Below are 24,946 nucleotides of genomic sequence, written 5' to 3' on the forward strand. Positions count from 1 at the left end.
ATCGCGGCATCGCTCCGTGCTGGGCCGCCGGCTGCGTAGTAACCGGCATCGACGGCACCCCGATCGGCCAGGCCGGCCGCGACATCCTCGCCCCCCGTCACCGGTCCGCGAACTCCTCGATCACCGCCTCGGCCCGTTCGATCTCCTCGCTCAGCGGGTGGTCCTCCGCCACGTACGGCAGTCGTTCGGCGGCCACGGCGAAGGCGTCGGTCACCGGAGCCGGTGGAAGGTCGGCACCGGACATCCGCAACGCCCGTACCGCGCCGATGAGTTCACAGGCCAGGACGGTCCGATAGGCCGACACCGCCGAGGCGGTGCTGCGGGCGGCCTGGGTGGAGAAGCTGGCGTGGTCCTCCAGGCCGCGCGAGATCACCGCGGTGCCGAGGGTGACCGGCGCCGCCGCGTGCCGGAGCTGGCCGAGCGCGTCGTGTGCCACGTACTCCAGGATCATGATGCCGGAGCTGCCCGCCGGGCCGGCCGCCAGGAACGGCGGCAGCCCGGTGAGGTCCGGCTCGACCAGGTCGCTCAGGCGTGCCGCCGACAGTTCCGCGGCGTGGTGCAGCGCCGCGCGCAGGCCGTCCAGGGCGAGGGCGAGGTACGCGGTGGAGAACTGGCCGTGGTGGTACACCTGCTCGCCGTTGATGTCGATCAGCGGGTTCTCGGCCGCGGCGTTGATGTCGATGGCAAGGATGCGTTCCAGCGCGTCGCCCGCGTCCAGTGCGGGCCCGTGCACCTGCGGGAAGGCCCGCAGCCCGAAGGGATCCTGCAGCCGCCGCCCGGCAGGCGGATCGTCATCGAGGCGGAGCAGGCGCCGCATCTCGGCGGCGCAGTGCAGCGACCCGTGGTGCGGCCGCGCGGCATGTACCACCTCGGAGAACGCCTCCGGTGAGCCGCCCAGCGCGCAGTAGGACAGCGCGGTGATCACATGGCTCGCCCGCAGCAGCCGCCGCAGCTCGTGCCAGGCCAGTACCGACTCCGCGAGCGTGACGGCATTGCTGGAGATGAACGCGAGGGCGTCGCCCGGGCTGACCGGCACCGGGTCCAGGCCCTTGCCGCTCCAGGGCCGCTCCCCGGCGAGCGTCAGGGCGATCTCGGCGAGTGCGGTGAGATCGCCGGTGCCGATGGCGCCGCGGGCGTGCACCGAGGGCAGTGCATCCTCGTGCAGTGCGGACTCCAGGGCGCGCAGCAGCCGCGGGTGCACGCCGCTGCCCGCCGCGGCCAGTTGGTTGAGGCGGATCACCAGAGCGCCGCGGACGACGTCGTCGGGGAGCGGAACGCCGCTGCCGCCCGCGTGACTGCGCAGCAGTCGCAGTCCGTGCTGGTCGACGGCGTCCGGGGTGACGACGGCGTGACGGTTGGCGCCGACGCCTGTGGTGCGCCCGTACACCGCGCGTTTCGCGCCGCTGTCCCGGGCGATCTCGTACGCCCGCCCGGCACGCTTGAGCGCCTCGTCGTCCAGGTCCACCGTCGCGCCTCGGCGGGCGGCGCGGACGACGTCGGCGCAGCGCAGGTTCGTGCCGGTGATGCGGATCGGAGTGCTATCGAGGCCGAGTGGAGTGTTGTTGGGGCGGCTCGGAGTGCTGCCAGTCATGAATCTCCCTCTTGACAGAGAACTATTCATCTCACAGGCTGCATGAAACCTTCCATTCTTCAACTTGGCAAGAGCAGTTGATGCAGGTGACGCCTAGTAGCCTGCGCCCTCCTCCCCGCCTGACACCGTCGACAGGCGCGGCATTCCCTTCCGATCGGAGAGCTTGTCGAGCTATGCCAGAAGACCGGACCCTTGCTTCTACTCCTGATGCCGCCACGGCCGGACGCCCGCCCGGCGACGCCCACCCCGACACCTTCGACGACGTACCGCTCAACCGCTTCCACCTCAAGATCACCGCACTGACCTTCGGGGCGAACTTCTCCGACGGCTACCAACTGGGCATCATCGGCATCGCGCTCACCGCGATCGCCCCGCAGATGCATCTCGACTCCTGGTGGCAGGGGCTGATGGGCGCCTCGGCGCTCGTCGGGGTCTTCGCCGGCAGCATTGTGATCGGCTGGGCCGCCGACCGGATCGGCCGGCAGCGGCTCTACATGCTCGACTTCCTGCTGATCGCCGTTGCGTCCGTCCTGCAGTTCTTCGTCAACGGCCCGGTCGAACTCCTCGTCCTGCGGCTCCTGATCGGGTTCGGCATCGGTGCCGACTACGCGCTCGGGCCCACCCTCGTCGCCGAATTCGTGCCCCGCCGGTACCGCGGTGGCTTGCTGGCCTCGCTGACCTGCCTGTGGACCGTCGGCTACATCGCCGCGTTCTTCTTCGGCACCTACCTGATCGGCCTCGGCGGCGACTCCTGGCGCTGGTTGCTCGCCAGCAGCGCACTGCCGGCGATCGCGGTCCTGCTGATGCGGATCGGTACGCCCGAATCACCGCGCTGGCTGCTCAGCAAGGGGCGGACCGCCGAAGCCCGGCAGGTGGTCGCCCGCTTCATCGGCAGCCACGTCGACTTCGACACCTTCGCGGCACAACAGCACGCCACTCGGCGCGCGGCGTCCTACCGAGAGCTGTTCGGCGCCGAGCACTGGCGTAACACCGCGTTCGGGATTCTCTTCTACAACTGCCAGGTCATCCCGTACTTCGCGATCTACACCTTCCTCCCGCTGGTACTGGTCAAGATCCAGCTGGGCGGCGGGCACTTTCTGAGCGAGGCCCTGCTCAATGCGTTCCTGCTGCTGGGCGGGATCGCCGGCCTGTGGTTCGTGGCCAAGCTGACCCGACGGCGGCTCACCATCGGCTCGTTCGTCGTACTCGCACTGTCCCTGGCGCCGATGGGCCTCTGGCCGGACGCCCCGGCCATGGTGCTGTTCCCGCTGTTCCTCGTCTTCACCTTCACCATGTCGGCAGCGACCAACCTCGACCAGGTGTACCCGCCCGAGCTGTTCCCCACCGAACTGCGCAGCTCCGGGGTCGGCCTGCTGAACGGCATGAGCCGCATCGGCTCCGCCGTCGGCACCTTCCTGCTGCCGGTCAGCCTCGGCTCCCTCGGCTTCGCCCCGACGATGGTGGCCCTCACCATCATCCTGGTGATCGGCGCGGCCGTCTCCGCCCTGTGGGCCCCGGAGACGAGCGGGGCAGCACTGGACTGACCGCCGATATCCTCTGCCGTGTGATCAACTCGTATGCGGGTCTTGACGATGCCGGGGTGTCGATAGCCGCGGCACGTGCCGGTGCGGACGTAGTGCGCACCCTGTACGGCCGGCAGCTCACCCGCATCGGCAAAGGCGCCGGGGACTTCGCCACCGCCGCCGACGTGGCGGCCGAGAAGGCGATCCTCGGCGTCATCCGTGCCGCCCGGCCCGCTGACGCTGTCCTCGGCGAAGAGGGCGGGCAGCAAGGTGCGACGGAGGCCGCACGCCAGTGGTTGGTGGACCCCTTGTGCGGCACGCTGAACTACGCCGTCGGCAACATGCTGGTGGCCGTCAACGTGGCACTGCGCGACGGTGCGGCGGCGGTGGCGGACCCGTTCAGCGGCGAGGTCTTCTTCTCCGACGGTAAGACCGCGTGGGTACGGAGCGACGGTGCCGACACCCCGCTGACGCCCACGCCCGCCACCCGGCTCGTGGACGTGAACCTGGACCCGCCGTTCCCCAGCGCGCCCGGCTTCCGGGCCGTGGACCTGCTGGCCCACCCCGGCTTCGTGGCACACTTCCGGCCCCGGGTCGTGTCCACGACGCTGGCGTTGGCCTGGGTCGCCGCCGGCAAGCGCGCCGCATACGTCACAGACGGCGGCGACCTGTCCGGGAGCGTGCATTTCGCCGCCGGCATCGCTCTGTGCCGCGCCGCCGGCTGCGTAGTCACCGGCATCGACGGCACTCCGATCGGCCAGGCAGGCGGCCGCGGACTCGTCGCGGCCGCCGACGGCGAAACCCACGATCTGCTGATGTCGTTCATCCACAGCTCAAGCTGGTCCTAGAGCTCTCTCGGCTCAGTACCAGCTCACTTGGTAAATGAAGTGGCCTTTGCAGGCGCCCTGTTGCTTGGATGCCTGGCGTGACTTCTGCCGATTTTGACGATCATCATGAGCGGGAACTGCTGGACCGGCTCGAGGAGTACTACGACGCGGTCCCGCGCCAAGGCGCCCGCGTTGAGGACCACGGGCCGCTTACCTTGTTCGTACGGGAAGGCCAGGGCTGGCCGTTCTACGCACGTCCCGCACGGGGGTCGTCCGCACGGCTGGACGCCACCGATGTACAGAAGGTCCGGGCCCGGCAACGGGAGTTGGGGATCCCGGAGAGCTTCGAATGGGTTGCCGAAACCACGCCCCGACTGCGAGCAGCAGTCGAGGAGTCGGGACTCGTCGTCCACGAACATCCGCTGATGGTGCTCGATCCCGGTACTTCCACCGATCCATCGGGGGAGTTGCCCGGCAGCGGAAACAGCAACGACGGCATATCGGTGCGGATCGTAGACGCGGACGACCCCGTGCTGCCCAGCGCCCTGGCCGTTCCTCACCTCGCTTTCGCCGAGCCGGGAACCCATGTCGGACTCGCGGGAACACCGCAATTGGCGGAGGCGGTCGACGCCTGCAATCGCGACGGGTCGGTGGAACGCGCGAGGCTGCGTATCCGCGCAGGTCTGACGGTGGTCGCCGCTGCCGTCGAGCAGGGATCGGCGCTCTCCGCCGGCCAGCATCAACCGCTTGGAGGAGTCTCCGAGATCGTCGGTGTCGGGACACTCCCCGCGGCTCGCCGCCGCGGACGGGGCCTCGCGGTTACCGCGACACTCATGGCCGACGCCCGATCGCGGGGCGCGGACACCATCTTCCTGTCGGCAGGCGACGACGCCGTCGCGCGGGTCTACGCCCGACTCGGCTTCCGCCGCATCGGCACGGCGCTCATCGCCGAACCCGCCGAATAGGGGCTGCCGAATAGGGGCTCAGGCAGTGTCAGACGCGGCGAGGCTCTGGCGGCGCTTCGCGCCGGCCCGCAGTTCCTGGCGCAGCCGGTCCGGGGTCCAGCCCTCGGCGACGGCCTGCCACAAGGTATCCGCCTGGGAGGGCGGGGCGAGACCGTCGACCGGCGGGTCGAGGTCAAGGTTGGTGGGAAAGGCGTAGCCCTCGGCGCTCGCGGCGATCACATTACGCAGCCACTCCTCGCCGACCCCCTCGGCCTGGCGGCGCAGCAGTACCGGGTAGAGGGCATTCACCATCGCCTCGCGGTCGACGGTCTCCATCGCGCGGCCGAAGGCGGAGGAGATCTGCAGCAGATTGGCCATGCGCTTGATGTCGGCGGAGCGGTTGTGCCCGGCGGCATGGAAGAGCGCGGGGTTGAAGAACACCGCGTCGCCCTTCCGCAGCGGCAGCTGTACGTGATGCTCCTCGAAGTACGCGTTGAACTCCGGCCGCCGCCAGGCCAGATAGCCCGGCTCGTACTTCTGGGAGTGCGGCAGGTAGAGCGTCGGCCCGGACTCCACCGGCATGTCGCAGTGGGCCACCGCGCCCTGCAGGGTCAGTACGGGGGAGAGGCGGTGGACGTGCGCCGGGTACGCGGCGGCCCGTTCCTGGGAGAGGAAACCGAGGTGGTAGTCGCGGTGCACCTGCTGGGCCGCGCCGCCCGGGTTTACCACGTTGATCTGAGAGGTGACCTGGTAGGCCGGGCCGAGCCAGGCCTCGGCGGTCAGGGCCAGCATGTCGTTGGCGTAGTAGTCGGCGAACGCCTCCGGTCGCCGTACTGCCATCTTGCCCAGCGCGTTCCAGACCCGGTCGTTGGCACCGGGCTTGGCGAAGTGGTCGCCGCGGGACGCGCCCGTTGCCCGCTCCTCCTCGATCAGTGCGGTGAAGGCGTCGGACACCCGATCGATCACGGCGAGGTCGGTGAAGGCCTGCTGGAGGACGACGATGCCGGGGCCGTCCAGCAGGGCCCGTACCAGCTCGCGCTGCACACTCCGGCGCCCCTCCGCGGTGCCGGCCGGTGCACGGAGCCGGTCACTGTCGTAGACGGGGACGTTCTGCTCGACCCGCTCGGCCGAGGGGTGGTCGCGGGGATCGGTGCGCTGCCCGACCAGCGACCGGAACTCATCGAGGGAGCAGTCGTCCTCCCCCAGCCACGCCCGTGACCCCGCATCGGTGAGAGACATCCCGCATCCTTCCGCCGTTCTTGTCGCCGCGCTCGCCTTTCTGTCAGTCTGACCAGCTCAGAACCGTCATTCAATCCGCAGCCGCCCATCAAAAACCCCTCATCAAAACCCCTCATCAACCCTGACGCCAACCCCTGTCACCGACCTCCGACATCCCCCCGACATCAACCCCTGCCATCACCCCCTGTCTAAATTCCTGGGAAGAGTCATGCGACACCGACACCCCTATCCGATCAAGGAGATCGCCCGTCAGGCCGGACTGAGCGAGGCCACCGTCGACCGGGTCCTCAACAGCCGGGGCGGCGTACGGGAGAGCACCGTCATGGAGGTGCACCAGGCGATCAAGGATCTGGACCGTCAGCGGACCCAGGTACGCATCGGCGGACGCACCTTCATGATGGACATCGTGATGCAGGCGCCGGAGCGGTTCTCCACAGCCGTACGCAACGCGCTGGAGGCCGAACTGCCCTCACTGCAACCCGCGGTGATGCGTTCGCGCTTCCACTTCCGCGAGACCGGCCCGGCGTCAGCACTGATCGCTACCCTGGACAAGATCGCCAAGCGTGGTTCACAGGGGGTGATTCTCAAGGCTCCGGACCTGCCGGAGGTCGGGGCCGCCGTCGGCCTCCTGGTCGCAGCCGGTATCCCCGTCGTCACCCTGGTCAGCGACCTTCCCAGCAGCGCACGCCTTGCGTACGTCGGCATCGACAACCGCGCCGCCGGTACCACCGCCGCGTATCTCATCGGTCAGTGGCTCGGCGACCGCCCCGGCAACGTGCTCACCACCATCAGCCGCGGCTTCTTCCGCGGTGAGGAGGAGCGCGAGATGGGCTTTCGCAGCGCCATCCGCAACACGGAGCCGCACCGCACCCTCGTCGAGGTCACCGACAGCGACGGCCTGGACGCCACCCAGTACGACCTCGTACTCGACGCGCTCCAACGGGACCCGTCCATCAACGCGGTCTACTCCATGGGCGGCGGCAACGCGGCAACCGTGGCGGCCTTCGACGACCTCGGACGGGACTGCGCGGTGTTCATCGCCCACGATCTGGACCACGACAACACCCAACTCCTGCGCCAACGACGCCTGTCCGCCGTTCTCCACCACGACCTGCGCCAGGACATGCGCCGCGCCTGCCAGACCATCATGCGCGCCCACAAGGCCCTGCCCGACGAAGGACCCGCACTGCCCTCGGCGATCCAGGTGGTCACGCCGTACAACATGCCGCCCGGCGCCTGAACGGCGTCCCGGGCACCGGCGAGCGGCGCCCGGGACATGCCCTCCTCAACTCCTCGTCGACTCCTCCTCAACACCTCGTCAGTCGAACTGGCCGACCTGGTAGTCGCCGGCGGGCTGCTGGGTGATCACGTTCCCGCGGTTGAAGGCGTTGATGATGGCGATGGTGCACACCAGGGCGGCGAGCTGGTCCTCGTCGTAGTACTTGGCGGCGTTCGCCCAGACCTCGTCCGGGACCCCACCGGCCGCGTCGGCGATGCGGGTGCCCTCCTCCGTCAGCTCCAGCGCGGCGCGCTCCGCATCGGTGAACACCGTGGCCTCCCGCCAGGCCGCGACCAGGTTGAGTCGCACCGCGGTCTCCCCGGCGGCAGTGGCGTCCTTGGTGTGCATGTCGATGCAGCCGGCACAGCCGTTGATCTGGCTGGCACGCAGCATCACCAGCTGCTGCGTCGCGGCCGGCAGCGACGATTCGGCGAGCGTCCTACCCGCGGCGATGAGGTGCTTCATGGCCTTGACCGCAACCGGGCTGGCCATAAGGTTCAACCGAGCATTCATCGTGCACTCCTGTGTCGTCGTTACTGCTTACCCCTTGGACGGCGCAGCTCGGCGAGATGTGACATGGGTGAATGTGGCGCGCATCACTCCATCGGGTCGCGGCGCGCGGCACCACGACGACGTGCCGCTCGGGGGCGCCGAGGTCGGTAGACGGTGGCCAGCAAGGAGACGGTGACCTGGTCGGGCAGGAGGTCGTCGTTGTACAGGTCCGCAGGATTCAGGTGGCGTGCGCTCGGCGTCATTCCCACCAGGTCGAGGGCCTGCGCTCCGGTCAACGACATGGCGTACGCGACCTGCTCGGTATCGGTGGCCTCGAAGAAGGGTGTCAGTGCTCGGTGCAGACGCTGTTCCTTGTCGGGGTCGATCGTGATCGCCCCCGGCACCTGGCCGCGCAGCTCAGCCAGGTGCCTCCCGGTCGGACGCACCACGATCAGCCGGCCGGTCGGGCGCAGCACCCGGTGGAACTCGCTCGGGTTGCGCGGGGCGAAGACGTTCAGCACGACATCGGCCACTCCGTCGGCCAGTGGGAAGGGGCGGAAGACGTCCCAGGCTGCCGCAGCGGCTCGCTCATGGACCCGGGCTGCCGAGCGCAGCGCGCGCACCGAGGTGTCCAGCCCCAGACCACGGGCGCCGGGCAACTGGTTCAGTACGCCGGCCAGGTAATAGCCCGTGCCGCACCCGACGTCCACGATCGTGCCCTGCTCGGGCACGGTGCCGGCCGTCAGGCGGGCCAGGGTCTCGCGGATGGGCGCGTATTTGCCGGTGGACAGGAACTGGTCCCGGGCCCGGATCATGGCCGCGTCGTCGCCGCTGGTGGCGCGGGTGCCCGTCAGGAGGCCGACGTAGCCGTGGCGGGCGATGTCGAAGGTGTGGCCTGCCGGGCAGCGCAGTGCGCCACGGTCGAGGTGAAGGCCGGCGCGGCACATTGGGCAGCGCAGAAGAGCGAGGAACGGTATGAGGGCAGGGGGAAGCGGTACAGGCACAAGGCACTCCTGGCAGGGGTGAAGGGAGGGGGCCGTGCCTGCACGGACTTGGTTCACGCGACAGGCACGCCAAGGAGGGCGACGCCGTCCGGCATCGCCCTCAAAGCCTCCCGATCACAGGAAGCAGCAGTGCGGAGTGCTCATGAATGCCATGCCTGGAGTTTACAGAGCCAGGAGATCGTGGTCTCCGCTGATCGAGACAGGTCAGGTCAGGTCAGCTCGAAGCCGTGGTAGTGCGCTACCGCCACCCCGTCACCGATCAGTTTGTAGGTGCCGACGCCGCCGGCGAAGGGCATGAAGACGCGTTGCTTTCCTGGGATGTTGGCGCCCATGTACCAGGACGCGGCCTGTGGCATTACGGTGAGGGCCGCGACGTCGTTGGTGGTGTTCACCCAGTTGTCCTCGGCGTCGAGCGCCGGCTCCATGCGGTTCAAGCCGTGGTCGCGGAGATACTCCAGTGCGCGGGTGATCCAGTCGACGTGGTACTCGATCGAGGTCATCATGTTGGACAGGACCGATGGGCTCTGCGGGCCGGTGACCATGAACAGGTTCGGGAAGCCGGCCGACATCAGGCCCAGGTACGTGCGCGGGCCGTGGGCCCACTTCTCCCGCAGAGGCCGGTCGTCGCCGTTGCGGATGTCCATGGCGTTCAGCGCGCCGGTCATTGCGTCGAAGCCCGTGGCGAGGATGATCACATCGAATTCGTGCTCGGTCCCGCCCGCGACGATCCCGCGCTCGGTGAGGCGCTGGATCGGCTGCTCATTGATGTCGACCAGCGACACGTTGTCCTGGTTGTAGACCTCGAAGTAGCCGGTGTCGACGCACATCCGCTTGCTGGCGATCGGGTACGTACGCGGCGACAGCTTCTCCGCGAGCTGCGGGTCCTTGACCTTTTCCCGGATCCGGCCGCGTACGTACTCGGCGGCGGCGTCATTGGCCTTCATGTCCTTGAGGATGTCCTTGAAGGCGCTGGAGAAGCACAGGCCGCCGTCGGCCCAGCGCGCGTCGAACTCGCGCTGTACTTCCTCGACTTCGGTTTCGATCAGGGGTCGGGTACCGCTGTGGCACTGGAATCCGGTGCGCGACATCCGGCTGTACTCGCGGATCTCGCGGTAGCGCGTCCTGGCGTCGGCCAGGCGCTCGTCGTTGGGGCCGTTGTGTGCCGGTACGGCGAAGCTCGGCGTGCGCTGGAAGACCGTGAGTGCGTCGACGACCGGCGCGATCTCGGTGATCGTCTGCAGGCCGGAGGAACCGGTGCCGATGACGGCGACGCGCTTGCCGGCCAGGTCAACGCCCTCGTGCGGCCAGCGGGACGTCCAGTACACCTCGCCCGCGAAGTCCTCCAGCCCTTCGAAATGCGGGCGGGACGGCACCGAGAGGCAGCCGGTCGCCGCGATCACGTACTGCGCTGTGTGAGAGATGCGAGAGGTGTGAGAGGTGCGAGACGTGCCGTCTTCGGTGGTCACCGTCCAGCGGTTCGCGTCGTCGTCCCAATTCAGCGACTCCACGCGGGTATTGAAGGTGATGTCCTTGCGCAGGTCGTACCGCTGCGCGACGTGCTGCGCGTAGGAGAGCAGTTCCGGTTGCGCGGCGTACCGCTCGCTCCAGTCCCACTCCTGCTCCAGCTCCGGATCGAAGGAGTACGAGTACTCGACCGACTCGATGTCACAACGCGCCCCGGGGTAGCGGTTCCAGTACCACGTGCCGCCGACGTCATCGCCGGCCTCGATGACGTGTGCGTCGAAACCGAGCCGGCGGAGGCGGTGCAGCTGGTACATGCCCGCGAAGCCCGCACCAATGATGATCACGTCGTGGTCAGACATGGATCACACCTCCCTTGGCTCCCTTGCCGTGCGACTCGTGCGACTCGTACGAGGCGATGAAGTCGTTGATGTGGTCCGCGACGAGTCCCATCCCTGCCGCCTGGCCGGGCAGGAGCTTCGCCATCTGGAAGTACGCGTGCATCTGGCCCTTGGCCTCTTCGAGTGTGACCGTTACCCCGGCGCCCTCCAGCGCCTTCGCATAGGCGACGCCTTCGTCGTGCAATGGGTCGTACTCGGCCACGTACACCAGGGCCGGGGGCAGCCCCGCGTGGCTGTCGGCGCGCAGCGGGGACGCGTCAGGGTTCTTGCGTGCTTCCTCGTCCGCGAGGTAGTGGCCCCAGAACCAGATCATGGTGTCCCGGCTGAGCAGGAGTTGGTTCTCGGGTGCCAGGCAGGAGGGCGTGTCGAGGTCGCAGTCGGTCACGGGATAGACCAGGACCTGGTAGTCGATTTTCGGGCCCGCCTTGTCGCGCGCCCACAGCGTCATCACCGCGCTGATGTTGCCCCCGGCGCTGTCACCGGCGACGATCAGCGGGACACCCTCGGGCGCCAGATCCGCGGCATGTTCCGCCACCCAGCACAGACCGGTGTAGCTGTCTTCGATCGCGGTCGGGAAGGGGTGTTCGGGGGCCTTGCGGTAATTGACGAGTGCGACGGTGGACTGTGTTGTGTTCGCCAGCTGACGACCCAGGTGGTCGTACTGCAAGTCGATGTCACCGAGCACCCAGCCGCCGCCGTGGTAGTACACGATGATCGCCTTCGGTTCGCCCGCGGGCTTGAGTATCCGGGTCCTGAACTGCCCGCCACGGCCCTGGAGTTTGAGGTTCCGGACCGATTCGACGTCCGGGCCCGGTCCGCTCAGGCCGGCGAGGATCGGCCCGCTCATCCGGGCGATGGCCGGTGTCGACTCGTGGGTCGCGGGGCCATCGGCCTCGGCCAGCTGGGCGAGCAGCGCCTGGGATGCGGGGTCTAGAGGCATACCGCCTTCTCTCTTGTGACGCCGGTTGCGATGCCGGTTGCGATGTCGACTTGTGGTGCCGGTTACGGTCCCTGGCGGTCCAAGGTAAGGACGGGTTCCGCTCACCGGCAGAGCACGGGGGGCCACAACTCGGCCGTTCCGGCCACAGAACCGGTACGGGCCGATTGACGCCGGTTCTCCCGTTGGCGAGACTGGCCAAAATGACCGAGAGATCCGCGACGGAGAGCCCCAGGACGGAGAAATCCGTGACCGAGGGATCCGCGGCTCACGCGTCACCCCGGACGTCATCCCAGACGACACCCCAGGCGTCACTCCAGACGACACCCCAGGCGACTTCCCAGGTCATCGCCACCATGCGGGACCCATGGGATCACCCGCGCACGATGGTCGGCGTCGCGATCCTCTGCGAGTGGGCTGCTCAGCGAGGAGTCGACGTCGGCGCACTGCTGCGGGGGTCCCGCATTACCCCACGGAGCCTCGCCGACCCCGACGAACTGCTGGAAGCACAGCAGGAGATCGCGGTGATCCGCAACCTGCTCGACGCCTTCGACAACCGCCCCGGACTGGGCATCGAGCTCGGACGGCTCTACCACCTCACGGCGTACGGCTACTTCGGCTATCTGCTCGCGGCGTGCTCGTCGGTGCGGGAGACGGTCCGGTACGGCCTGCGGTACGCGCTGCTCACCTTCGCCTTTTCGACGATGACGGCCCAGATCAGAGAGTCGGGACAGTACGTTCTCGCGATGGAGTCCCACGATGTGCCCGAGGACATCCGGCGCTTCGTCGTCGAGCGCGATGCCGCCGCCACCGTCCAGATCCAACGCGAAGTCTTCCCGGGCGCGAACCGGGTCCCGCTGCGCGAGGTCAGGCTGCCCTTCGAGATCGACGAGACCCGGCGGCCACCGGTTTACCAGGACCATTTCCAGGTTCCGGTGAGCTTCGGTCACCCCCGCGCCGAGCTGGTCTTCGACGTTGGGTACCTCGATCAAGTGCCGCCAATGGCGAACGCACACACCGCGCTGCTCATGATCGAGCAGTGTGAGCGGATCCGAACGGAACGGCTGCACTGCACCGGCGTCTCGGCCCGGGTCCGCGCCCATCTGCTCGACCGGGACTCGCTCGACATCAGCCTTGAGGACGTCGCCGAGCAGTTGCATTACGCACCGCGGACCCTGCGACGACGCCTGGCGAACGAGGGTACGACCTTCCGGGCGATCCTCGACGAGGTACGACGTGGTGTCGCCGAGAACCTGCTGCGCGACCCGTCGATCCCGCGGTACGAGATCGCCCAGCTGCTCGGCTACCAGGACTGGTCGAGCTTCCTCCGGGCACGGCGGCGGTGGCAGGGCGGGACAGGGAACCGGACTCCGGCGAAGTAGGCCGGGACGGACACTGCGTGACGGCGAACGCTCTCCGAAGTCATCGCAGACCCTTCACCAACTCTTCACATCACGTATAAGCTCCTGTCGCTCCATCAGACCGTGAACATGGGGGGAATTCCCTTGCGCAAGAGCCCTGTCATAGCCACCGCCACCGCCACCGCCACCGCCACGGCCATCGCCGCCGGCGCGCTGGCCGTGCTCGCCGCCGCTCCGGCCCAGGCCGCCGAGTACCACTCGGCGTTGAAGATCCGCGGAGTCCAGTACGACGCCCCCGGCCGGGACTCCAACAGCTGCTCCTCCGGCAACACCGACGAGGAGTACCTGACGATCAAGAACTACTCGGCCTCGGCGACCATCAACCTCAAGGGCTATGTCGTCAAGGACGCGGCGGGCAACCGCTTCAAGTTCGCTGCGAGCCACTACCTCCAGCCCGGCGATTATGTGAAGCTCCGCGGCGGCTACGGCACCGACTCCGATGCGCGCAACGTGGTCTACCGCGACAACTGCAACTTCCTGTGGAACAACGACCGCGACACGATCTACCTGTACAAGCCCTCCGGCAGCCGCTCGGACGTCCACGCCTACACCAAGAGCGGCTCCGACCGCGACGGCAACGGCTACATCGGCTTCCACAGCTGATCCGGACGCAGGCAGGTCCACCTCCCGGGTGGAGGTGGACCCACGCCCGCGTCAGATCCGCCCGCAGGCCATGTCCAGCAGTCGGTCGAGGACTGCCGGGTCTGCTCGTACGCCGTCGTGGGCGTGGGTGTTGGTGATCCAGGGGCGCAGGCCGCGTACCAGGTCGGCGGTGGCCAGGGACTGGTCGCGGTCGACGAACATGTCGTCGTAGTAGACGGCGGCGGTGACCGGGACGTTGTTGTGGGCGAGCTTGTCCAGGTCGTACAGAGCCGGCCAGTCGGTGCGCTGGGCGAGGAGGTCCGCGGTCTCGCGCAGTGGTACGAGGGCGGGGTCCTCCTCGAACTGCCAGGGGTAGATCATTTCGCCGGTGAAGCGGAGCGGGCTGTGCGGGTCCTGGCCGTCCGCGTCGAACTCCGGGAATTCCTTGCGGATGCGGTGGGCGGACCAGTCGGTGGGGCGGCCGCCCTGTGCGTAGATCGGTTCGTGGAGGACGGCGTAGAGGGGGCGCGGGGCGAAGGAGACGACGGCGTCGACGCCGCGCAGGAAGGTGTCCGACAGCTCGGGGCCGCGGGCGCCGTCGACGAAGGCGGATTCCAGCAGGTAGTGGAGGGTGTCGAAGCCGGAGGCGGTACCGAAGGTGATGCCCGTCGTCTGGAAGCGGCGGACGGTGAGGCGCTCGCCGGACGGCATCCGTACGTCGTGCGCGGCCAGGTGGGCGGCGACCGCGTCGGCGAGGGCCTGGTCGCCCGGGTAGCGGTCGAAGTAGCGCGTGTTGTGAGCGAGCGTGCGGCGGTACGCGGCGCGGTACACATCGTCCGCGTGGCCGGTGAGCGTGGGCAGGCCGCCGGTGATGAGTACGCGCTCCAGACCTTCCGGCGCGAGGCTCAGATAGGTCAGCGCGCTGAAGCCGCCGAAGCTCTGGCCGAGGACCGTCCAGGGCCGGTCTCCGCACAGCCGGCGGCGCAGCAGCTCGGCATCGCGCACGATCGCGTCGGCACGGAAGTGTCCGAGGTGCTCGGCGGCCGCGGCGGCGTCCGCGTGGACGGCGAGGGTGCGGCGGTCCGCGGGGGTGGAGCGGCCCGTGCCGCGTTGGTCCATGAGTACGACGCGGTAGTCCTTGAGGGCGCGGCGCAGCCAGGCGCCGGCCGCGTTGGGCCGCTCGGCGCGGCAGCCGGGGCCGCCCTGCAGCCACAGCAGCAGGGGCAGCTCGCGGTGTTCGTGTTCCGCGGCGACGACCTCGCGAGCGAAGAGGGTGATCGACGGGCCGCCCGGGCGCGCGTGGTCGAGGGGTACGGCGAGGCTGTGGTCGGTGCAGACCATGCCGTTGTGGCGGTACGTGGGCGTAGCGGGCGCAGTGGGCGTGGTGGGGGTCGTCGTCATGGGTGGCTCCAGTCGTCATTGGGGACTTCAATGATGCGATCACGGGCATGCGTGCGTACGTCTCCCGGGGGACATCGGCGTTTGCTGGACCATCACCGTGCGGCCCCGGCGTGGCCCGGGATGAAGGCGCCCACGATTGCGGGTGCAGCGGATGGGCAGCCGCCGTATCCGATCACCGGACGCTTCCGGGGACCGCGGCGGTGACGGTGACGTCGTCGTCGATGACGGTGACGTCGGCGGCGGCGGCGGGCGGGCGATCGGCCGAGTCCGGTGTCCCGCGACGAGGTGTTGGTTTCCCGCGAGGAGCTCGCCCAGCTCGCCGGCGTGAGCGCCGGCTACTACACCCGGCTGGAGCAAGGGCAGGCCGGTACCGCCTCCGCGCAGGTCCTCGACGCGCTCGCCCGGGTGCTCCAACTGGATCCGGCCGAGACCGCCCACCTGCACAACCTCGCCCGGCAGCCCGCCACCTCCCGACTGGTACGCCCCCGCCCCGAAAAACCGCACCCCCGCGTACTGGCCCTCCTGGCCTCCCTGGGGGAGACCATGCCGGCCGTCGTGCTCGGCCGCCGCGGCGACGTGCTGGCCTGGAACCGCACCGGTCATGCCCTCTTCGCGGAACACCTCGACTTCGACGCACCCCACGACCTCGCGCGACGGCCATCGGTCCCGCGGATGTTCTTCCTCGACCCCCTCACCCGCGACCTGCACCGAAACTGGTCCGAACTTGCCCGGACCCACGTCGCCTACCTGCGGCTCACCGCCGGCCGCTGTCCCACCGACGCCCGGCTGGCCGAACTGATCGGTGAACTCGCCATGCGCAGCGGCGACTTCGCCAAGCTGTGGGCCAAGGGAGACGTCGCGGACTGCACCGTGGGCACCATGAATCTGCAACATCCCACCGTCGGTGGGGTCAACGTCGACTACCAGGTGTGGCTCCAGCCCGACAGCCCCGACCACCGGCTCGAGGTCTACACACCCAACGACACTCCTTCGGCCGACGCGCTGCGCCTGTTGACGCAGTGGACCGCGGAGCCGGGGCCGGAGTCGGGGTCGGGGTCGGGGTCGGGGTCGGCGCAGGAGTCGGGGACTCGGCCGGTGGAAAGTCGGTGAGTTTTACGGCTCGCCCGGCCCGCGTGCATTCGCGACCGAGGGGAGTGTTTTCCCGGTACCGGTACCAGTACCAGTACCAGTATTGGTATCGGTACGCTCGCCGAGCACATCCCACGCGAGCAGCCCCGCCCCCAGGCAGCCGGCCTCGTCCCCCAGGGCGGCGGGCAGTACTTCCGGCATGACCTGGAACGTCAGCCGCTCGGCGAGCTGTTCGCGCAGGGGGTGGAACAGCAGGTCGCCGGACCGGCCGAGCCCGCCGCCCACGACGACGGCCGAAGGGTCGAAGAGCGTGACGCCGAGAGCGAGCGAATCGGCCAGCGCCGCCACGGTCTCCGCCTACACTTCGGCCGCGACGCGGTCGCCCTCGGTGGCCAGTCGGACCACAGTGGCGGCATCCGACGGGGCTCCGCCGTCCAGGCCGGCCAGCCGCCGGTACCGCTTGACCACCGCGGGTCCGCCCGCCACCGTGCTCAGGCAACCGCGCTGGCCGCAGCCGCACCGGTCGCCCCCTGGCCGCACCACCACATGCCCGAGCTCACCGGCCCGCCAGTGCCCGCCGGTGAACGGCCGCCCGCCGAGCATGACCGCCGCCCCGACACCCGTACCGACGGGCACGAAGAGGAACACCTCGTGCCCGCGGCCGGCGCCGAGCCGCGCCTCGGCAACGCCGCCGGCCCGTACATCGTGTCCCAGTACGACGGGCAGGCCGGTGCGCTCGGCCAGCAGCCTGCGCAGCGGCACGTCCTGCCAGCCGAAGGAAGCCGAGAAGACGGCGACGCCCGCCGACTCGTCGATCACCCCGCAGGCCGCGACGCCGAGGGCGCGGACCGCCACACCCTGCGCCACCGCCGCGTCGAGGAGGCCCGCGGCACGATCGAGCACCGCGCCGACGATCGTCTCCGGGTCGCGCCCGGCAGCCCGTACGGGGTGGTGGGCGACGGCGCTCAGCGCTCTGCCGTCCGGGGCGACGAGGGCCGACTTGATCGCCGTACCGCCGATGTCGAGCCCGAGCACGGCGCTCTCGCCGGGTGGGCGGCTCACGCGGTCCCGCTGAGGCGGCCGGTGCGGAACGGGATGGTGACGCGGTGGCTGACCTCGTCCCCGTGCACGGGGTGGCCATCGGGGTTCAGTACCGAGTACGACTCGATCCGCGCCCGGTGCAGCCGGTTGGGCGCGGCGTCCCGGAACTGCGCGGGCGGTTGGTACCGCTTCGCACGCGCCGCCGGGTCCGGGTAACGGCGGGCGTAGTACACCTCGCAGCCCTCGTCCAGCGCCTCACCGCGCAGCATCTCGGCCCGGCCGTGTGCGTAGAGCCCCTGGCCGCCCCCGTCGGTCGGATTGGAGTCGAAGACGACGATCGAGACCACCGGATTGTGCTCGATGTTCAGCGAATGCACGGCGTCCATTCCGGAAAACCAGTAGAAAGCATCCTCGTCGTCCCAGGCGTGCGCCAGCGGAGTCACCATCGGGACTCCTGCGGCCGAAGCGGTGCCCAGTGTCATATAACGAGTCGTGCGAAGGATCTCGCCTGCGGTCTCGCAGAGTTCTTCGATCGAGACGGACATGATGTCCTCCAGTCGCCCCGTTGCGGAACGCTGCCTGCCCGGCCGGACGCGTATACGGAACCTTCCGCGCGCTCAGTGTAAAGAGGCCCGACAGCAACGCCAAGAGTTCTTCAGCCGGATGGCGCGGCGAGGAGAGCTTGCGCTTGTTCGCGGGCATGGGGGATGGGGTCCGGGAAGATGTTCAGGCCGTGGGCGACGAGCGCTCCTTCATGCAGCAGCATGAGTGTCCGGGCCAGACGGTCGGCCTGGCCGGGGGTGATGTCCCCGGCGAGGCGGGTGAACAGGTCGAGCATCCACTGCTTCTGCCCGGTGATGATCGGGTGGGCCGGGTGGGACGGGTCGCTGATCTCGGCGTGGGCGTTGACCATGCTGCATCCCTTGGAGCTGTGTTCCGACGACCACGCGTGCGAGGCGTCGAAGACGGCCAGGACGCGCGCCGACGGCGCCGGGTCTGCGGCCGCCAAGTACTGGTCGAGGAAGGCCCGCCATCGCTCGTCGCGGTCCGCGAGGTACTCCACGACGATCTGTTCCTTGGAGCCGAACCGGTCGTAGAGGGTCTTCTTGGTCACCCCGGCCTCGGCGGCGATCAGATCCACGCCGACGGCATGGATACCGCGCTCGTAGAACAGCCTCGCAGCGGCCTCCAGCACGCGCAGCGCGGCAGGCGTCATCGTGATCCGTCGCGGTTTCTCCGTAGCACCCATGCTCAAGAGTATACCGATCTGTATAGTGGGCGGGAGATGAGTATACCGATCTGTTTAGTGGAGGGGTGAGGTGTGAACCTTCTGCTCTCGATCGCCTTCGTGTTGTGTTGGAGCTCCGGGTTCATCGGGGCCAAGCTCGGTGCGGGCAGCGCTCCCGCGGTCACGATCCTGATGTGGCGGTTTCTGCCGCTGACCGTCATCCTGATCGCCGTCGCCGCGACCGCCGCCAGAGCGTCGTGGCGGGGCCTCGCGGTACGGGACGTGGCCAGGCAGGCCGTGATCGGAGTGCTGTCGCAGAGCGGCTATCTGCTCACCGTCTACTACGCGATCCAACTCGGGGTCTCCAGCGGCACCACGGCTCTGATCGACGGCGTCCAGCCCCTGGTCGCCGGGGCGCTCGCCGGCCCGCTGTTGCGTCAGTACGTCTCGCGCAGGCAGTGGTTCGGTCTGGGTCTGGGCGTGAGCGGCGTCGCCATCGTCACCACGGCCGATGCCGCGGCCCGCGCCGACGTGGCCTGGTGGGCCTATCTCATCCCGTTTCTCGGGATGTTCTCGCTGGTCGCGGCCACGTTCCTCGAAGGCCGCTCCCGCACGCGGGTCGCTCCGGCGGTGTCGATGACCGTCCACTGCGCTACGAGTACCGTCATCTTCACGGCGCTCGCCGTGAGCACCGGAGCCGCGAAGCCCCCCGCCGAGCCCTCGTTCTGGGTCGCGATCGCCTGGCTGGTGGCCCTGTCCACCTTCGGCGGGTACGGGTTGTACTGGCTCATCCTGAAGCGCTCCGGAGTCACCAAGGTCAATACGCTCATGTTCCTCATGGCCCCGGTCACGGCAGTCTGGGGTGCCGTCATGTTCGGTGAGGCATTCGGCCTGCAGACCGCCCTTGGGCTGGCTGTCGGCCTCGCGGCAGTGGTCCTCGTCCATCGCGGTGACACGTCATCCACCAAAGTGTGTGTGCGTGACGCGGACACTGCCGGGGCGGGGGCTGGGGCCAGTACCTCCAGGCCGGTCGACTACGACGTTTGATGCGTTGCACGCGTCAGGGTGTGGTTATGCGGGCGGGGCGGTGGTGCTGCGTGTGATGAGGCGTGGGGGCAGGACGACCTGGCGGGGTTCGGTGCGGCCGCCGTCCAGTCGGTCGACCGCGGCCGCCACCGCGTGCCGGGCCTGTTCCTGGGCCTCCTGGCTCACCGTGGTGAGGTCCACGTGCGCGAGGCGGGCGAGTGGACTGTCGTCGTAGCCCGCGACGGACACCGTGCCGGGTACGGCGACGCCCTCGCGCGCGAAGACGTCCAACGCCCCTAGCGCACAACGGTCATTGGCGGCTACCAGGGCGGTCGGAAGGCGCTTCTCGTCGAGCAGGAGGCGGGCGGCGCGGGCGCCGGCCTCCTCGGTGTGGTCGCCGGAGACGATCCGCACCTGCTCATCGAGGCCGTGGCGCCGCATCGCCCGCCGGTAGCCGTTGCGGCGGTCCGTGGCGATGGCACCGCGGCCGCCGTCGATGTGGACGATGTCGCGGTGCCCCAGGGAGACGAGGTGGTCGACGACCTGACCCACCCCCTTGCCGTCCGCCGTCCGCACGACATCCAGCGTCGCGGAGGCGGCCCGCCGGCCGACCACGACGACGGGCAACTGCTCGCCGAGCGCGGTGAGACCGGCCAGGGGGGCGTCGGTGCCGAGGAGGAGCAGCGCCTCGCAGCGGAACTCCAGCAGCGTCTCGACGGCCCGCCGCTCGTCGTGGGTGGGGGTGAGCGCGCCGAGTACCACTTCGTACCCGAGGTCGTCGGCGGCCGCGTGGATGTGCTCGACCAGCTCCGCGTGGAACGGGCTGCGCACACTCATCGTGACGCCGAGCAGCCGCGTGCGCCGGCGGGCCAGCAGGCTGGCCGAGCGGTTGGCCCGATAACCCAGCTCCGCCGCGACCTCCAGCACCCGGGCCCGCGTCTGCTCGCTGAGACCGGGCGCGTTGCGGAAGACCAGGGAGACCGCCTGCTTGGACACCCCCACCCGGGCGGCGATGTCCGCCATGGTCGGGGGCCGGGCGGGACCGCTTCCCGCGTCGTCGACTTCGTGCTCCTTCATCGGTCTCCCATGTCGTTCAAGTCGTTCAGGTCGTTCAGGTCGTTCCTGGCTCAGGTCCTTCGGGGCCTTGACACGCTCATCGCGCGGTCCTCATAGTACTTCGCATTGACCGGTCAAGTTTACCGGTCAAGTAGGCCACTCGACCGAGACAGTACGTGGAGGACGACATGGACGCAGGCACGATCGGGGTGGCCGTCATCGGCGCCGGAATGGCCGGGCGCAGCCACGCCGCCGGCTATCGCCAGGTCAACACCGTCTTCGGCGCGGGCCTGCCCCCGGTACGGCTGGCAGCGATCGCCGACGCCAACCTCGAACTGGCCGAGGACGCCGCCCGCCGCTACGGGTACGAGAAGGCGCTCCCGAGCTGGGAGGCCGTGGCCCAGGACCCGACGATCGACGCCGTCAGCATCGTCGTCGGCAACGACCTGCACCGCCGGATCGCGGAGGCGCTGGTGGCCGCCGGCAAGCACGTACTGTGCGAGAAGCCACTGGCCGGCTCCATCGAGGATGCCCGCGCGATGGTCGAGCTGGAGCGCACCGCCGACGTGGTGACCTCCGTCGGCTACACCTTCCGCCGCTCCCCGGCCATCACGGCGATCCGCGACCATGTGCGACGCGGCGAGCTGGGCGACCTGTCGCTGTTCAGCGGCCGGTACTGGTGCGATTACGCGACCGACCCGAACGGGCCGCTGAGCTGGCGCTTCAAGGGCGGCCCCGGCTCCGGCGCGCTCGGTGACATCGGCGCGCACGTCATCGACGCCGCCGAGTACATCGCCGGGCCAGTCGTCGCGGTCTCCGGCGCGACGCTGTCGACCCAGATCACCAAGCGGCCCCTGCCACTGGGCGCGGTCGTCGGGCACAACGCTGCGCCCGTCTCCGGCGAGGTCGGCGCGGTCGAGAACGAGGACACCGCGTCCTTCACCGCGCGCTTCGCGTCCGGCCTGGTGGGCACCTTCTCGGTGTCACGCACCGCCTTCGGCCTGCCCAACGGGCTCGCCTTCGACGTCCTGGGGCTCGGCGGCCGGGCCGCGTTCGACCAGCACCGCCCCGCCGAGTACCTCTTCGACGACGCGCAGCCCGAGGCCCGTACCCGCGGCGCGCGCCAGATCATCGCCGGGCCGCAGCTGCCGTACTTCAAGGGCGGCTACCCGATGGAGGCGCCGGGGGTGGGCGGCGGCAACGCCGAGATGTTCACGTACCAGGCCCGGGCCTTCCTGGACCAGGTCGCGGGCGTCGCGGACCCGCTCCCCGCCTGCGCCACCTTCGCCGATGCCCTGCACACGATGGAGATCATCCAGGCCGTGGTGCGCTCCGCCGACGCCGCCGGCGCCTCCGTCGACATCCCCTGACCCGCCCCCCTGACCTGACCTCCCCAGCCCCGTCGCGCCCCGCCCCGAATGGAGAAACCCATGGCTCTCAAGCTCGGCGCCTACACCGCCTGTCTGCACGACCGCACCCTCGAAGAGGCCCTCGACGTACTGAAGACCAACGGCCTGACCTCCGTGGAGGTCAACACCGGCGGCTTCATCCCCTCGCCGCATTGCCCGGTGGATCTGCTGCTGTCCTCCGAGAAGGCCCGCGAGGAGTACCTCCGTACCTTCGCCGACCGCGGCATGGAGCTCACCGGCCTGAACTGCAACGGCAACCCGCTCAACCCGCTGCCGGGGGTCGGCCCGAAGCACGCCGACGACCTGCGCCGCACGATCCGGCTCGCCGGTCTGCTCGGTGTGAAGCACGTCGTCACCATGTCCGGCACCCCGGGCTCCGACCCCGACGCCAAGTACCCCTCCTGGGTGGTCAACCCCTGGGACGGCGTCTACATGGACGTCCTGGACTACCAGTGGGGCGTGGCCGCCGAGTTCTGGAAAGAGATCGACGCGCTCGCCCGCGAGCACGACGTCCGGGTCGCGATCGAGATGCACCCGCACAACCTCGTGTTCTCACCCGTCACACTCAAGCGGCTCGTCGAGCTGACCGGCGCGACCAACCTCGGTGCGGAGATGGACCCCTCGCACCTGATGTGGCAGGGCATGGACGTGGCGGCGTCGATCCGCTACCTCGGCCCGCTCGTGTTCCACGCCGCCGCCAAGGACGCGACGATCTGCCCCGGCGTCGACGTCCGTGGAGTGCTCGACACGTCCTTCACACGGGTGCCGGCCGACGACCCGGACAAGGTCCCCACCGGGTACGACTTCTGGTGCAACGCCTGGCCCGAGAACCCGGCCTGGAAGTTCGTCGCGGTCGGGGTCGGCCATGACGTCGCCTACTGGACCGAGTTCCTCGCGGCGCTCGCCGAGGTCGACCCGGACATGGCCGTCAACATCGAGCACGAGGACGCCGCGTACAGCCGTACCGAGGGACTCGCCCTGGCCGCGAAGACCCTGCGCACCGCGGCGGAAGCGCTGCCCGGCGGCTGATGCCGCGGCGGTACGGGGGCCCGGGCTCCTCCGAGTGGGAGCCCGGGCCCATGCCTCACTTCAGTGCGGCCGGGGGAGATGGCGCCGAGGCCGTGGGACGGACCGGTGAAGGGCGGCTCGCCGGCCGAGGTGCTGCTGAACGCCAGGTCGGCGAGCACCTTGTGCACCGAGACGCCCGGGTGCGGCCCCCCTGGACAGAGCGCACCACTTCTGGGGCTGCGGCGGCGTCAGCCACGCAGAGGACGGGCCCGTTCGGTGGTATCGGTCCGATGACCTGCGGATACACCGACGAAGCCGCGGCCGGCGAGTATCCCGCTTGCATGGTCATGCGGGATGTTGCATAATCTTGCCATGTCCAAGGTCCTCACCTCCCTCCCCACCGGCGAGCGCGTCGGCATTGCCTTCTCCGGCGGGCTCGACACCTCGGTCGCCGTCGCCTGGATGCGCGACAAGGGTGCCGTCCCGTGCACGTACACCGCCGACATCGGTCAGTACGACGAGCCCGACATCGCGTCCGTGCCCGGCCGCGCCACGGCGTACGGCGCCGAGATCACCCGGCTCGTCGACTGCCGTGCCGCGCTGGTCGAGGAAGGGCTGGCCGCGCTCGCGTGCGGCGCGTTCCACATCCGCTCGGGCGGCCGCCCGTACTTCAACACCACGCCGCTCGGCCGCGCCGTGACCGGCACGCTGCTGGTGCGCGCCATGCTCGAGGACGGCGTACAGATCTGGGGCGACGGCTCCACGTACAAGGGCAACGACATCGAGCGGTTCTACCGCTACGGGCTGCTCGCCAACCCGCACCTGCGGATCTACAAGCCCTGGCTGGACGCGGACTTCGTCACGGAGCTCGGCGGCCGCAAGGAGATGTCGGAGTGGCTGCTCGCGCACGGGCTGCCGTACCGGGACTCGACCGAGAAGGCGTACTCCACGGACGCCAACATCTGGGGCGCCACGCACGAGGCGAAGACCCTGGAGCACCTCGACACCGGCATCGAGACCGTCGACCCGATCATGGGCGTGCGGTTCTGGGACCCGTCGGTGGAGATCGACACCGAGGACGTGACGATCGGCTTCGACCAGGGACGCCCGGTCACGATCAACGGCAAGGAGTTCGCCTCCCCGGTCGACCTGGTCATGGAGGCCAACGCGATCGGCGGCCGGCACGGTCTGGGCATGTCCGACCAGATCGAGAACCGGATCATCGAGGCCAAGAGCCGCGGCATCTACGAGGCGCCGGGCATGGCGCTGCTGCACATCGCCTACGAGCGCCTGGTCAACGCGATCCACAACGAGGACACCCTGGCCGCGTACCACAACGAGGGCCGGCGGCTCGGCCGGCTGATGTACGAGGGCCGCTGGCTGGACCCGCAGGCGCTGATGATCCGCGAGTCGCTGCAGCGCTGGGTCGGCGCGGCCGTCACCGGCGAGGTGACACTGCGGCTGCGGCGCGGCGAGGACTACTCGATCCTCGACACCACGGGCCCGGCGTTCAGCTACCACCCGGACAAGCTCTCCATGGAGCGGACCGAGGACTCGGCGTTCGGTCCGGTGGACCGGATCGGCCAGCTCACCATGCGGAACCTGGACATCGCCGACTCCCGTGCACGCCTTGAGCAGTACGCGGGTCTGGGCCTGGTCGGCCGCAGCGTCCACCCGACGCCGATCGGTGCCGCGCAGGCGGCCTCGACCGGTCTGATCGGCGCCATGGACCAGGGCGGCGCCCAGGCGATCGCCTCGCGCGGCGAGGTCTCCGCGGAGGACGCGGCGCTGGACCGTGCCGCGATGGAGTCCGGCACGGACTGAGACCGGTCACCGGTTGTACGCAGGTACCTGGGCAGCGGGCCCCGGCGAGACATTCGCCGGGGCCCGCTGTCGCACGTTGTGGCCCGTCGCGGCGAGTCGTACTCATCACAGAACCCGGGCTTCCGGTCACGCAACGGCGTCAACTATAGTTTAGGCGGATCGA

The 24,946-nt window shown here is 69.5% G+C and carries 20 protein-coding genes and 2 pseudogenes; 11 read left to right on the forward strand and 11 right to left on the reverse strand.

The genetic code is table 11. The features are described from left to right. Positions 1-97: 97 nt before the first annotated feature. Positions 98-1,591 carry an aromatic amino acid ammonia-lyase gene (locus tag IF04_RS0130575; protein ID WP_051831690.1) on the reverse strand — a complete coding sequence of 498 codons (1,494 nt, stop codon included), beginning with the start codon at positions 1,589-1,591 and terminating at the stop codon, positions 98-100. A 173-nt stretch (positions 1,592-1,764) separates the two neighbouring features. On the opposite strand from IF04_RS0130575, the gene IF04_RS0130580 reads away from it, so the two are divergent. The 3 genes from IF04_RS0130580 to IF04_RS0130590 all read left to right on the forward strand — a co-directional run bounded on the left by IF04_RS0130580 (position 1,765) and on the right by IF04_RS0130590 (position 4,906). Next, positions 1,765-3,135 (forward strand): MFS transporter, encoded by a 1,371-nt coding sequence (locus IF04_RS0130580; protein WP_030265151.1) that lies wholly within the window; start codon positions 1,765-1,767, stop codon positions 3,133-3,135. Positions 3,136-3,155: 20 nt separating this feature from the next. Further along, complete coding sequence (locus tag IF04_RS0130585; RefSeq protein ID WP_030265154.1) at positions 3,156-3,962, forward strand: inositol monophosphatase family protein; 807 nt, start codon at positions 3,156-3,158, stop codon at positions 3,960-3,962. Between the two features lie 68 nt (positions 3,963-4,030). Continuing rightward, a complete protein-coding gene (locus IF04_RS0130590; RefSeq protein WP_051831691.1) occupies positions 4,031-4,906 on the forward strand; it encodes a GNAT family N-acetyltransferase in 876 nt (291 codons plus the stop codon). 18 nt (positions 4,907-4,924) lie between these two features. Here the strand turns inward: IF04_RS0130590 and IF04_RS0130595 are convergent, their stop codons facing one another. Continuing rightward, complete coding sequence (locus IF04_RS0130595) at positions 4,925-6,124, reverse strand: phytanoyl-CoA dioxygenase family protein (RefSeq protein ID WP_030265160.1); 1,200 nt, start codon at positions 6,122-6,124, stop codon at positions 4,925-4,927. Between the two features lie 208 nt (positions 6,125-6,332). On the opposite strand from IF04_RS0130595, the gene IF04_RS0130600 reads away from it, so the two are divergent. After that, the gene (locus tag IF04_RS0130600; protein ID WP_030265163.1) at positions 6,333-7,364 is read left to right on the forward strand and encodes a LacI family DNA-binding transcriptional regulator; all 1,032 of its coding nucleotides are present in this window, start codon (positions 6,333-6,335) and stop codon (positions 7,362-7,364) included. 78 nt (positions 7,365-7,442) lie between these two features. Here IF04_RS0130600 and IF04_RS0130605 read toward each other — a convergent pair whose 3' ends face one another. The 4 genes from IF04_RS0130605 to IF04_RS0130620 form a co-directional block, all read right to left on the reverse strand. Then, the gene (locus tag IF04_RS0130605; protein WP_030265166.1) at positions 7,443-7,916 is read right to left on the reverse strand and encodes a carboxymuconolactone decarboxylase family protein; all 474 of its coding nucleotides are present in this window, start codon (positions 7,914-7,916) and stop codon (positions 7,443-7,445) included. An 83-nt stretch (positions 7,917-7,999) separates the two neighbouring features. Then, positions 8,000-8,899, reverse strand: a complete 900-nt coding sequence (locus tag IF04_RS0130610; protein ID WP_051831692.1) for a putative RNA methyltransferase — start codon at positions 8,897-8,899, stop codon at positions 8,000-8,002. Positions 8,900-9,108: 209 nt separating this feature from the next. Further along, positions 9,109-10,722: a flavin-containing monooxygenase gene (locus tag IF04_RS0130615; protein ID WP_030265173.1), complete on the reverse strand. Its 1,614-nt coding sequence runs from the start codon at positions 10,720-10,722 to the stop codon at positions 9,109-9,111. Continuing rightward, the gene (locus IF04_RS0130620) at positions 10,715-11,701 is read right to left on the reverse strand and encodes an alpha/beta hydrolase (protein ID WP_030265175.1); all 987 of its coding nucleotides are present in this window, start codon (positions 11,699-11,701) and stop codon (positions 10,715-10,717) included. Before IF04_RS0130620 ends, IF04_RS0130615 begins: the two co-directional genes overlap by 8 nt. A 353-nt stretch (positions 11,702-12,054) precedes the next feature. On the opposite strand from IF04_RS0130620, the gene IF04_RS0130625 reads away from it, so the two are divergent. Both IF04_RS0130625 and IF04_RS0130630 read left to right on the forward strand, forming a co-directional pair. Next, positions 12,055-13,080, forward strand: a complete 1,026-nt coding sequence (locus IF04_RS0130625; protein ID WP_211259875.1) for an AraC family transcriptional regulator — start codon at positions 12,055-12,057, stop codon at positions 13,078-13,080. 123 nt (positions 13,081-13,203) lie between these two features. Beyond that, entirely contained in the window at positions 13,204-13,722 is a 519-nt protein-coding gene (locus IF04_RS0130630) for a lamin tail domain-containing protein (protein ID WP_245654566.1), read from the forward strand. Positions 13,723-13,773: 51 nt separating this feature from the next. Here IF04_RS0130630 and IF04_RS0130635 read toward each other — a convergent pair whose 3' ends face one another. After that, the gene (locus IF04_RS0130635; RefSeq protein ID WP_030265183.1) at positions 13,774-15,102 is read right to left on the reverse strand and encodes an alpha/beta fold hydrolase; all 1,329 of its coding nucleotides are present in this window, start codon (positions 15,100-15,102) and stop codon (positions 13,774-13,776) included. Between the two features lie 237 nt (positions 15,103-15,339). Between IF04_RS0130635 and IF04_RS0130640 the strand changes: the two are divergent. After that, positions 15,340-16,212, forward strand: a pseudogene (locus IF04_RS0130640) (helix-turn-helix transcriptional regulator); the annotation flags it as partial. A gap of 3 nt (positions 16,213-16,215) precedes the next feature. On the opposite strand, the pseudogene IF04_RS36185 reads toward IF04_RS0130640, so the two are convergent. From IF04_RS36185 to IF04_RS0130655, 3 genes and pseudogenes are all read right to left on the reverse strand, one after another. After that, positions 16,216-17,226, reverse strand: a pseudogene (locus IF04_RS36185) (ROK family protein). A gap of 23 nt (positions 17,227-17,249) precedes the next feature. Further along, the gene (locus IF04_RS36795) at positions 17,250-17,777 is read right to left on the reverse strand and encodes a pyridoxamine 5'-phosphate oxidase family protein (protein ID WP_078601005.1); all 528 of its coding nucleotides are present in this window, start codon (positions 17,775-17,777) and stop codon (positions 17,250-17,252) included. A gap of 110 nt (positions 17,778-17,887) precedes the next feature. Next, positions 17,888-18,481: a TetR/AcrR family transcriptional regulator gene (locus tag IF04_RS0130655; protein WP_030265193.1), complete on the reverse strand. Its 594-nt coding sequence runs from the start codon at positions 18,479-18,481 to the stop codon at positions 17,888-17,890. A 72-nt stretch (positions 18,482-18,553) separates the two neighbouring features. Between IF04_RS0130655 and IF04_RS0130660 the strand changes: the two genes are divergently transcribed. Beyond that, a complete protein-coding gene (locus IF04_RS0130660; RefSeq protein ID WP_051831695.1) occupies positions 18,554-19,507 on the forward strand; it encodes a DMT family transporter in 954 nt (317 codons plus the stop codon). A gap of 24 nt (positions 19,508-19,531) precedes the next feature. On the opposite strand, the gene IF04_RS0130665 is transcribed toward IF04_RS0130660, so the two are convergent. Continuing rightward, entirely contained in the window at positions 19,532-20,563 is a 1,032-nt protein-coding gene (locus tag IF04_RS0130665) for a LacI family DNA-binding transcriptional regulator (RefSeq protein ID WP_030265200.1), read from the reverse strand. A gap of 167 nt (positions 20,564-20,730) precedes the next feature. Here IF04_RS0130665 and IF04_RS0130670 point away from each other — a divergent pair, with 167 nt between their 5' ends. The 3 genes from IF04_RS0130670 to argG all read left to right on the forward strand — a co-directional run bounded on the left by IF04_RS0130670 (position 20,731) and on the right by argG (position 24,783). Next, the gene (locus tag IF04_RS0130670; RefSeq protein WP_030265204.1) at positions 20,731-21,912 is read left to right on the forward strand and encodes a Gfo/Idh/MocA family protein; all 1,182 of its coding nucleotides are present in this window, start codon (positions 20,731-20,733) and stop codon (positions 21,910-21,912) included. A gap of 60 nt (positions 21,913-21,972) precedes the next feature. Next, positions 21,973-22,980 (forward strand): sugar phosphate isomerase/epimerase family protein, encoded by a 1,008-nt coding sequence (locus tag IF04_RS0130675; protein WP_030265207.1) that lies wholly within the window; start codon positions 21,973-21,975, stop codon positions 22,978-22,980. Positions 22,981-23,331: 351 nt separating this feature from the next. Beyond that, positions 23,332-24,783 carry an argininosuccinate synthase gene (argG, locus tag IF04_RS0130680; RefSeq protein ID WP_030265212.1) on the forward strand — a complete coding sequence of 484 codons (1,452 nt, stop codon included), beginning with the start codon at positions 23,332-23,334 and terminating at the stop codon, positions 24,781-24,783. The last annotated feature ends 163 nt before the right edge of the window (positions 24,784-24,946 follow it).

Source organism: Streptomyces violens (assembly GCF_000717745.1).
Classification (GTDB): Bacteria; Actinomycetota; Actinomycetes; order Streptomycetales; family Streptomycetaceae; genus Streptomyces; species Streptomyces violens.

Excerpts from the sequence above, each read along its gene's own strand:
- IF04_RS0130605 (WP_030265166.1), bottom strand. The coding sequence starts at position 7,916 with ATGAATGCTCGGTTGAACCTTATGGCCAGCCCGGTTGCGGTCAAGGCC.
- IF04_RS36795 (WP_078601005.1), bottom strand. The coding sequence starts at position 17,777 with ATGTCCGTCTCGATCGAAGAACTCTGCGAGACCGCAGGCGAGATCCTT.
- IF04_RS0130675 (WP_030265207.1), top strand. The coding sequence starts at position 21,973 with ATGGCTCTCAAGCTCGGCGCCTACACCGCCTGTCTGCACGACCGCACC.
- IF04_RS0130625 (WP_211259875.1), top strand. The coding sequence starts at position 12,055 with ATGCGGGACCCATGGGATCACCCGCGCACGATGGTCGGCGTCGCGATC.
- IF04_RS0130615 (WP_030265173.1), bottom strand. The coding sequence starts at position 10,722 with ATGTCTGACCACGACGTGATCATCATTGGTGCGGGCTTCGCGGGCATG.
- IF04_RS0130665 (WP_030265200.1), bottom strand. The coding sequence starts at position 20,563 with ATGAAGGAGCACGAAGTCGACGACGCGGGAAGCGGTCCCGCCCGGCCC.
- IF04_RS0130670 (WP_030265204.1), top strand. The coding sequence starts at position 20,731 with ATGGACGCAGGCACGATCGGGGTGGCCGTCATCGGCGCCGGAATGGCC.
- IF04_RS0130595 (WP_030265160.1), bottom strand. The coding sequence starts at position 6,124 with ATGTCTCTCACCGATGCGGGGTCACGGGCGTGGCTGGGGGAGGACGAC.
- IF04_RS0130655 (WP_030265193.1), bottom strand. The coding sequence starts at position 18,481 with ATGGGTGCTACGGAGAAACCGCGACGGATCACGATGACGCCTGCCGCG.
- IF04_RS0130635 (WP_030265183.1), bottom strand. The coding sequence starts at position 15,102 with ATGACGACGACCCCCACCACGCCCACTGCGCCCGCTACGCCCACGTAC.
- IF04_RS0130620 (WP_030265175.1), bottom strand. The coding sequence starts at position 11,701 with ATGCCTCTAGACCCCGCATCCCAGGCGCTGCTCGCCCAGCTGGCCGAG.
- IF04_RS0130590 (WP_051831691.1), top strand. The coding sequence starts at position 4,031 with ATGCCTGGCGTGACTTCTGCCGATTTTGACGATCATCATGAGCGGGAA.
- IF04_RS0130580 (WP_030265151.1), top strand. The coding sequence starts at position 1,765 with ATGCCAGAAGACCGGACCCTTGCTTCTACTCCTGATGCCGCCACGGCC.
- IF04_RS0130575 (WP_051831690.1), bottom strand. The coding sequence starts at position 1,591 with ATGACTGGCAGCACTCCGAGCCGCCCCAACAACACTCCACTCGGCCTC.
- argG (WP_030265212.1), top strand. The coding sequence starts at position 23,332 with ATGTCCAAGGTCCTCACCTCCCTCCCCACCGGCGAGCGCGTCGGCATT.
- IF04_RS0130600 (WP_030265163.1), top strand. The coding sequence starts at position 6,333 with ATGCGACACCGACACCCCTATCCGATCAAGGAGATCGCCCGTCAGGCC.